Consider the following 7,230-nt stretch of genomic DNA (forward strand, 5'->3'; position numbering starts at 1 on the left):
GATTTTTTTAGCGGTTTTACAGCAAAACCCTTGTAGTTCAAATTTCTAGCACCATAATAACGACTAAGAACATATTCATTTGACAAGCAAGATTTAGAGAGTCTATTCATGTTGGCAAGTCTGATCGGAGGAATCTTCGGTACCAAAAATGAGCGCGAACTCAAACGCATGCGTAAAATCGTAGACAAGATTAATGTGCTCGAGCCGACGATATCTACCCTTAGCGATGCAGACTTATCTGCAAAAACTGAAGAATTCAAACAACGATATAATAAGGGTGAAACCCTCGATAAACTATTGCCTGAAGCATTTGCAGTCTGTCGTGAAGCCGCGAAGCGGGTGATGGGCATGCGTCATTATGACGTGCAGCTGATCGGTGGTATTACCTTGCATGAAGGTAAAATCGCAGAAATGCGTACCGGTGAAGGTAAAACCCTGATGGGTACTTTGGCCTGTTATCTGAATGCCATCAGTGGTCAGGGCGTGCATGTCATTACCGTGAACGATTACCTGGCGCAACGTGATGCTGAGTTGAACCGTCCATTATTCGAATTTTTGGGTCTAAGCATCGGCATTATTTATTCCATGCAAAATCCGATGGAAAAAGCTGAAGCTTATCGTGCCGATATTACTTACGGTACCAATAACGAATTTGGCTTTGACTACCTGCGTGACAACATGGTGTTCTCGCTAGTAGAGAAAAAGCAGCGTGGTTTGACCTATGCGATTATCGATGAGGTCGATTCGATCCTGATTGATGAAGCACGTACCCCGTTGATTATTTCCGGTCAAAGTGAAGATTCTTCACAGCTTTATGCAGCCATCAATAATATTCCACCAAAATTACAGGCACAGAAAGAAGAGAAAGTGCCGGATGGCGGTCACTTCTGGATTGATGAAAAACAGCGTTCAGTTGAAATTACTGAAGTGGGTTTTGAAACCATTGAAAGTGAACTGATAGAAATGGGCTTGTTGGCAGAAGGCGAGAGCTTGTATTCAGCATCGAACCTAAACCTGTTGCATCATGTTACTGCAGCGATCCGTGCGCATTATCTCTATCAGCGTAATGTCCAATACATCATCAACGATGGTGAAGTGATTATTGTCGATGAAAATACCGGTCGTACTATGCCGGGACGTCGTTGGTCTGAAGGTTTGCATCAAGCCGTAGAAGCCAAAGAAGGTCTGGAAATCCAGCCAGAAAACCAGACTCTGGCAACCACAACCTTCCAGAACTATTTCCGTCTGTATAAAAAACTGTCCGGTATGACCGGTACTGCTGATACTGAAGCAGCGGAAATGAAAGAAATTTATGGTCTGGATGTGGTGCTGATTCCAACTCACCGTCCAATGATTCGTCAAGACCATAACGATTTAATTTACTTAAATCGTGAAGGAAAATATAACGCGATTATTCAAGAAATTCAGCGTGTGCATGAAGCTGGTGTTGCACCAATTCTGATTGGTACAGCCACCATTGAAGCTTCTGAGATCCTGTCGGATAAGCTAAAAGCTGCAGGGATCCAGCATGAAGTACTGAATGCCAAACAGCACGAACGTGAAGCCGATATTATTGCGCAGGCCGGTGCGCCGCGTGCAGTGACGATTGCCACTAACATGGCCGGTCGTGGTACCGATATCCTGTTGGGTGGTAACTGGAAGGCGTTGCTGGCTAAAATTGAAAACCCGACTCCTGAAGATGAAACTCGTCTGAAAGCAGAATGGGATGTTAATCACCAGGCCGTGCTGGATTCAGGCGGTTTGCATATTATCGGTTCCGAGCGTCATGAATCACGCCGTATCGATAACCAGCTGCGTGGCCGTGCCGGTCGTCAGGGTGACCCGGGTGTATCACGTTTCTACCTGTCACTTGAAGATGACTTGATGCGTATTTTCGCCGGTGATCGCGTAGTCGGCATGATGCGTGCCATGGGCTTGCAGGAAGATGAAGCGATTGAGCACAAAATGGTGTCTCGCTCGATTGAAAATGCGCAGCGTAAAGTGGAAGCACGTAACTTCGATATTCGTAAGAACTTGCTGAAATACGATGACGTGAATAACGAACAGCGTAAGATCATTTATAGTCAGCGTGATGACATTTTGGCAGAAAATTCACTGCAGGATTATATTGAAGAAATGATCCGTGAAGTGATGCAGGGTGTGATCGCCAACTATATTCCACCTGAATCGATTCATGACCAGTGGGATATTGAAGGTCTGGAACTGGCGCTACGTGAAGATCTTTCGATGGATCTTCCTATCGGGCAATGGCTGGAACAGGACCGTCGTCTGGATGAAGAAGCTTTGGTGGTTCGTATTACCGATGAAGTGCTGAACCGCTACCGTTCGCGTCGTGAACAAATGGGTGGGGAATCTGCAGCATCGCTTGAACGTCACTTTATGCTGAATTCTCTGGACCGTCATTGGAAAGAGCATCTGGCGGCTATGGATTACTTGCGTCAGGGTATTCATTTACGTGGTTATGCGCAGAAGAATCCGGAGCAGGAATACAAAAAAGAAGCTTATAACCTGTTTGTGAACATGCTGGGTACGATCAAATCCGATGTCGTGACAGATCTGTCACGCATCCACGTACCGACCCCTGAAGAGCTGGCGGAAATGGAAGCACAGCAGCAGGCACAGGCTGAGGCAATGCGTTTGCAGTTATCTCATGAAGAGTTTGACGGCTTGTTGGCAGGCGACTATGAGGTGACGACCGAGCAAAATGCTCAGGCCAATCCGGTAGCACCAGTTTTTGAAGCACCGGCAAGTCGTAATGCACCTTGTCCATGTGGTTCAGGCCTGAAATACAAACAGTGTCATGGTAAGATCTAAACGCTATTAAAAATCAGAGCCCCATGGCTCTGATTTTTTATGTATGAAGATTTTTCAGAAATTGAATACTGTTTGCAGTCTTAGGAATTAAATGCTATTTAATGGCTCATTCAACACCTCAAAGTGGAATAACCTGAATGAAAAAAGTATTAAAAACGCTCATGATTGCCGTTTTGGCAATGCCTGCCTTAAGTTTTGCACAAACTGCAGCGACCACAACAATTGATAAAGTTCAGCAAGCGGTGGGTACTAACACTGCTCAAGTACAACGTACCGATGCACAAGTGACTGTGGCAAGCCCACGTACCGGCATCCGTTATACCTTTGCCAACCAGAATCGTCCGATTGTGTTGCAGACGGCTGCGATTGCAGCTGCCAATGCGGCAAATGCAGACCGTATTGTTGCTACAAATCCGGCACTTTCTACTGCAAGTCAACAACAGGCGAAACAGGCTTTGCTAAGCGAATCTGGACAACTTGCACAAAATTAAAAATATCTTATTTTAAAAATGTAGAAACCAGTCTTGATGACTGGTTTTTTATTGTGAAAATCCATAACAAATCTCAGGCTGGCTCAGGCTTTGGCTCGATTTTTTGTTGCAGATCAACTAAGCTGTATTTTTCTAAAACTTCAATATTGGACTTTAAAATGGCAGTTGGTGACGTATCTATGCCACAGATGCATGTGGTGAAAGGGGTTAAAATTGGTTCGGCTGAAGCCTATGTGCGCTATCAGAACCGACGTGACCTGGTGATATTTGAACTGGCTGCAGGCTCCAATGTTGCAGGGGTGTTTACCCAGAATGCCTTTTGTGCAGCACCAGTGCATGTATCTAAAGCCCATTTGCAAGCGGGTAATCCACGTTACCTGGTAATCAATACCGGAAATGCCAATGCAGGAACAGGCCCTACAGGCATGGCAAATGCAGAAGCCACCTGTGCCAAGCTGGCTGAACTTGCAGGCGTACAGGCTGCTGAAGTGTTGCCATTCTCGACTGGTGTGATTGGTGAGCAGCTTCCAATGGAGCGTTTGCTTACAGGTTTACAGCCTGCGCTGGATTCATTGCGTGATGATGCCTGGGTCGATGCAGCAACTGGAATCATGACCACAGATACCACCCCGAAAGGTGCTTCAGAACAGTTCGAGCTGGATGGTGTGACTTATACCATGACCGGTATTTCCAAAGGTGCAGGCATGATTCGTCCCAATATGGCGACCATGCTGGGTTATGTGGCGACGGATGCACCGATCAGCCGTGAACTGGTTCAACCGTTATTAACTGAAACAGTCAATGTATCGTTTAACCGTATTACAATTGATGGCGATACCTCAACTAATGACTCGTGTATTTTTATTGCCACAGGTCAGGCCGGTGGTGCTGAAATCACTTCGACTGAAGATCCACGTTATGCAGTGGTGCTAGACGTATTGACACGTACCATGAAACGCCTTGCGCAACTGATTGTACGTGATGGTGAAGGTGCGACTAAATTCATTACCGTGACTGTAGAAGGTGGTGGCAATACTCAAGAGTGCTGCGATATTGCCTATAGCATTGCGCATTCACCGCTGGTCAAAACCGCAATCTTTGCTTCTGACCCAAACTGGGGCCGTATTCTGGCAGCGATTGGTTATGCCGGTGTGCCAAATTTAGACGTTGCAAAAATTCAGGTTTGGTTAGATGATGTACAAATCTGCAAAGATGGTGGTGCGGCAGCAGACTATACTGAAGCAGCCGGTGCACGTGTGATGGCCCAGGCTGAAATGACGATTCGTGTTGATCTTGGACGAGGTCAGGCAAAAGATACGGTTTATACCTGTGACCTGTCGTATGACTACGTAAAAATCAATGCAGATTATCGCTCATAATTCAGATTGTTTATAAAGCCTCCGTTGTGGGGCTTTTTTTATACTTAATGATTTTTAATGACTGGTCAAAAATAGCATTTCGCCAGAGATGACCGGGATGTAGGGTGAAAGGTTCATTGAATAGTGAACCATGAGGGTAGAGTAAGAGTTGTTATGAATGATGCGACCAAATTAATAGCCAATGAAGCTAAATCGATTGTGCAGGCGCATTTAGATCGTTTAGGTGTTCCACAAGAACATCAAATGAGCCAGCAGGAAAAATTGGACAAATTTGCACAGATCAAGGCAGAGCTGGAAAAACAGGATGCTGTTTTGGTGGCGCATTATTATTGTGATCCTGAAGTGCAAGAACTGGCTGAACTGACGGGGGGCTGTGTTTCCGATTCACTGGAAATGGCGCGTTTTGGTCGCGATCATCCAGCTTCAACGCTTGTGGTAGCTGGTGTGAAATTTATGGGCGAAACCTCTAAAATTCTTTCACTCAATAAAACCGTGCTGATGCCAACTTTGGAAGCGACCTGTTCACTGGACTTAGGTTGTCCTGTCGATGAGTTTACCGCTTTTTGCGATGCGCACCCGGATCATACCGTGGTGGTTTATGCCAACACGTCAGCGGCCGTGAAAGCCCGAGCCGATTGGGTCGTCACTTCAAGTTGTGCAGTGGAAATTATCGAACATCTGGACAGTCTGGGCGAAAAAATCATCTGGGCACCAGATCAGCATCTGGGTCGTTATATCCAGAAAAAAACCGGTGCAGAGATGTTGCTCTGGGATGGCGCCTGTATCGTGCATGAAGAATTCCGTTCACGCGGTATTGCCAATATGAAAGAGCTCTATCCAGATGCGGCAGTTCTGGTACATCCCGAATCACCGATGTCTGTGGTCGAGATTGCCGATGCGGTGGGTAGTACCTCACAATTAATTAAAGCAGCACAAACTTTGCCAAATCAGCGTTTAATCGTAGCTACTGATCGCGGTATTTTTTATAAAATGCAGCAGGCAGTGCCGGATAAAATTCTGATTGAAGCACCAACCGCAGGAGAGGGGGCAACTTGTCGTTCTTGTGCGCATTGTCCTTGGATGGCCATGAACGAGCTGGATGGTATCTTGCATGTGTTACAGCATAAAGATCAGGAAGTGCATGTCGATCCGGTACTTGCTGAACGAGCTAAACTGCCTCTAGATCGCATGCTGAACTTTAGTGCCGGACTAAAACGTTAAAATTTGTATAAAAAATGTCTGAAGCGATTGATAAATAAACGCTTGAAGCGTTTTTTCGGTTTTTTTTAAATATAGGTGTTGACGTCTCCGGGCGTCGCGCCTAGAATGCACACCGTACCGAACGATGTTCGATACGAAAGCTGAGATGAATCGGAGCATAGCACAGCCTGGTAGTGCACCTGGTTTGGGACCAGGGGGTCGTAGGTTCGAATCCTACTGCTCCGACCAATTCTTCAAGGCAAATGATGTTTGCATCAGTAACGCGCTTGTAGCTCAGTTGGATAGAGCATCCGCCTTCTAAGCGGATGGTCACAGGTTCGAATCCTGTCAGGCGCGCCATTTGGTCGCTTGATGTTAAGAATCAAAATGATGGTGGATGTAGCTCAGTTGGTAGAGCCCTGGATTGTGATTCCAGTTGTCGCGGGTTCGAATCCCGTCATTCACCCCAACTTTTAAAGTTGAAATCGGAGCATAGCACAGCCTGGTAGTGCACCTGGTTTGGGACCAGGGGGTCGTAGGTTCGAATCCTACTGCTCCGACCATCTCCTTCAAGATGGTCGAGATAAAAGATACCGCGTTAAGCGGTTTTTTTATGCCTGAAATTCAATGTGAATAAAAAATATACAATTGTTATCGGTGGCTATCATGATGAATGCTCGAATTCCTATTAAATTATTTTTCATCTAATAAAACTGTGCATTGAAGATTGCTTTCTTCTCGCATTGCTTCACTCTTAATTTTAATCATTCAACAATTTAACCAGAGTTTATCTATAGAGTGATTATCTTGTTGAATGGAATTTTAATGGATGGATGAGGATTATATTTTTAAAATGGGTAAGGGATTCCATAGTAAATCTATTTTATTAACTCATCTGTTGTGTTTGATCTGAAATAAAGACAATAAAAAATTTTTAGATAGATATAGCAATTAAATTAACTAGAAATACCCATTGATAAGTAAATAAACTACTTTAAAACATCAATAATTGAATAAATTTTGAGTGAAAAATAGAAAAACCTGTATTTTTTGTAGAATAAATAAACAGTCGTGATGATTTTGCTGAATTATTTAAGAATAGGGGTTGTATTGGGTTGGGAATCCTGTAGAATGCACATCCATCGGCGGTGATGAAGATTAAAACTTCTGATAAAACAGTGACTTAGTTAAGTTTGATTGAGTTGGGTTTTAGGAAGAAAGTTTAAAAATAGTTTTCATTACTGGTTGACTTTCTAGAGATAGAGAGTAATATAGCCGACCTAGCTTGCTGGTGACGAATTAGCAAGAAGATCATTAAGAGATTA

The 7,230-nt window shown here is 44.5% G+C and carries 4 protein-coding genes and 4 tRNA genes; all 8 read left to right on the top strand.

Annotated features, from left to right (window positions below; genetic code table 11):
* Positions 1–108 precede the first annotated feature (108 nt).
* The 8 genes from secA (at position 109) to AC1IR0_RS13310 (ending at position 6,468) form a co-directional block, all read left to right on the top strand.
* A complete protein-coding gene (gene secA, locus AC1IR0_RS13275; RefSeq protein ID WP_479741467.1) occupies positions 109–2,835 on the top strand; it encodes a preprotein translocase subunit SecA in 2,727 nt (908 codons plus the stop codon).
* A gap of 137 nt (positions 2,836–2,972) precedes the next feature.
* The gene (locus tag AC1IR0_RS13280; RefSeq protein WP_004281675.1) at positions 2,973–3,326 is read left to right on the top strand and encodes a hypothetical protein; all 354 of its coding nucleotides are present in this window, start codon (positions 2,973–2,975) and stop codon (positions 3,324–3,326) included.
* A 158-nt stretch (positions 3,327–3,484) separates the two neighbouring features.
* Positions 3,485–4,705 carry a bifunctional glutamate N-acetyltransferase/amino-acid acetyltransferase ArgJ gene (argJ, locus tag AC1IR0_RS13285; RefSeq protein WP_409666752.1) on the top strand — a complete coding sequence of 407 codons (1,221 nt, stop codon included), beginning with the start codon at positions 3,485–3,487 and terminating at the stop codon, positions 4,703–4,705.
* 153 nt (positions 4,706–4,858) lie between these two features.
* Positions 4,859–5,926, top strand: a complete 1,068-nt coding sequence (nadA, locus tag AC1IR0_RS13290) for a quinolinate synthase NadA (protein WP_409666754.1) — start codon at positions 4,859–4,861, stop codon at positions 5,924–5,926.
* A gap of 151 nt (positions 5,927–6,077) precedes the next feature.
* Positions 6,078–6,154 (top strand) — tRNA-Pro (locus tag AC1IR0_RS13295).
* A 34-nt stretch (positions 6,155–6,188) separates the two neighbouring features.
* Positions 6,189–6,265: transfer RNA gene (locus AC1IR0_RS13300), tRNA-Arg, on the top strand.
* A gap of 33 nt (positions 6,266–6,298) precedes the next feature.
* A tRNA-His gene (locus tag AC1IR0_RS13305) sits at positions 6,299–6,374 on the top strand.
* A 17-nt stretch (positions 6,375–6,391) separates the two neighbouring features.
* Positions 6,392–6,468: transfer RNA gene (locus AC1IR0_RS13310), tRNA-Pro, on the top strand.
* Positions 6,469–7,230: the final 762 nt, after the last annotated feature.

It is taken from the genome of Acinetobacter sp. 129952, assembly GCF_056642055.1.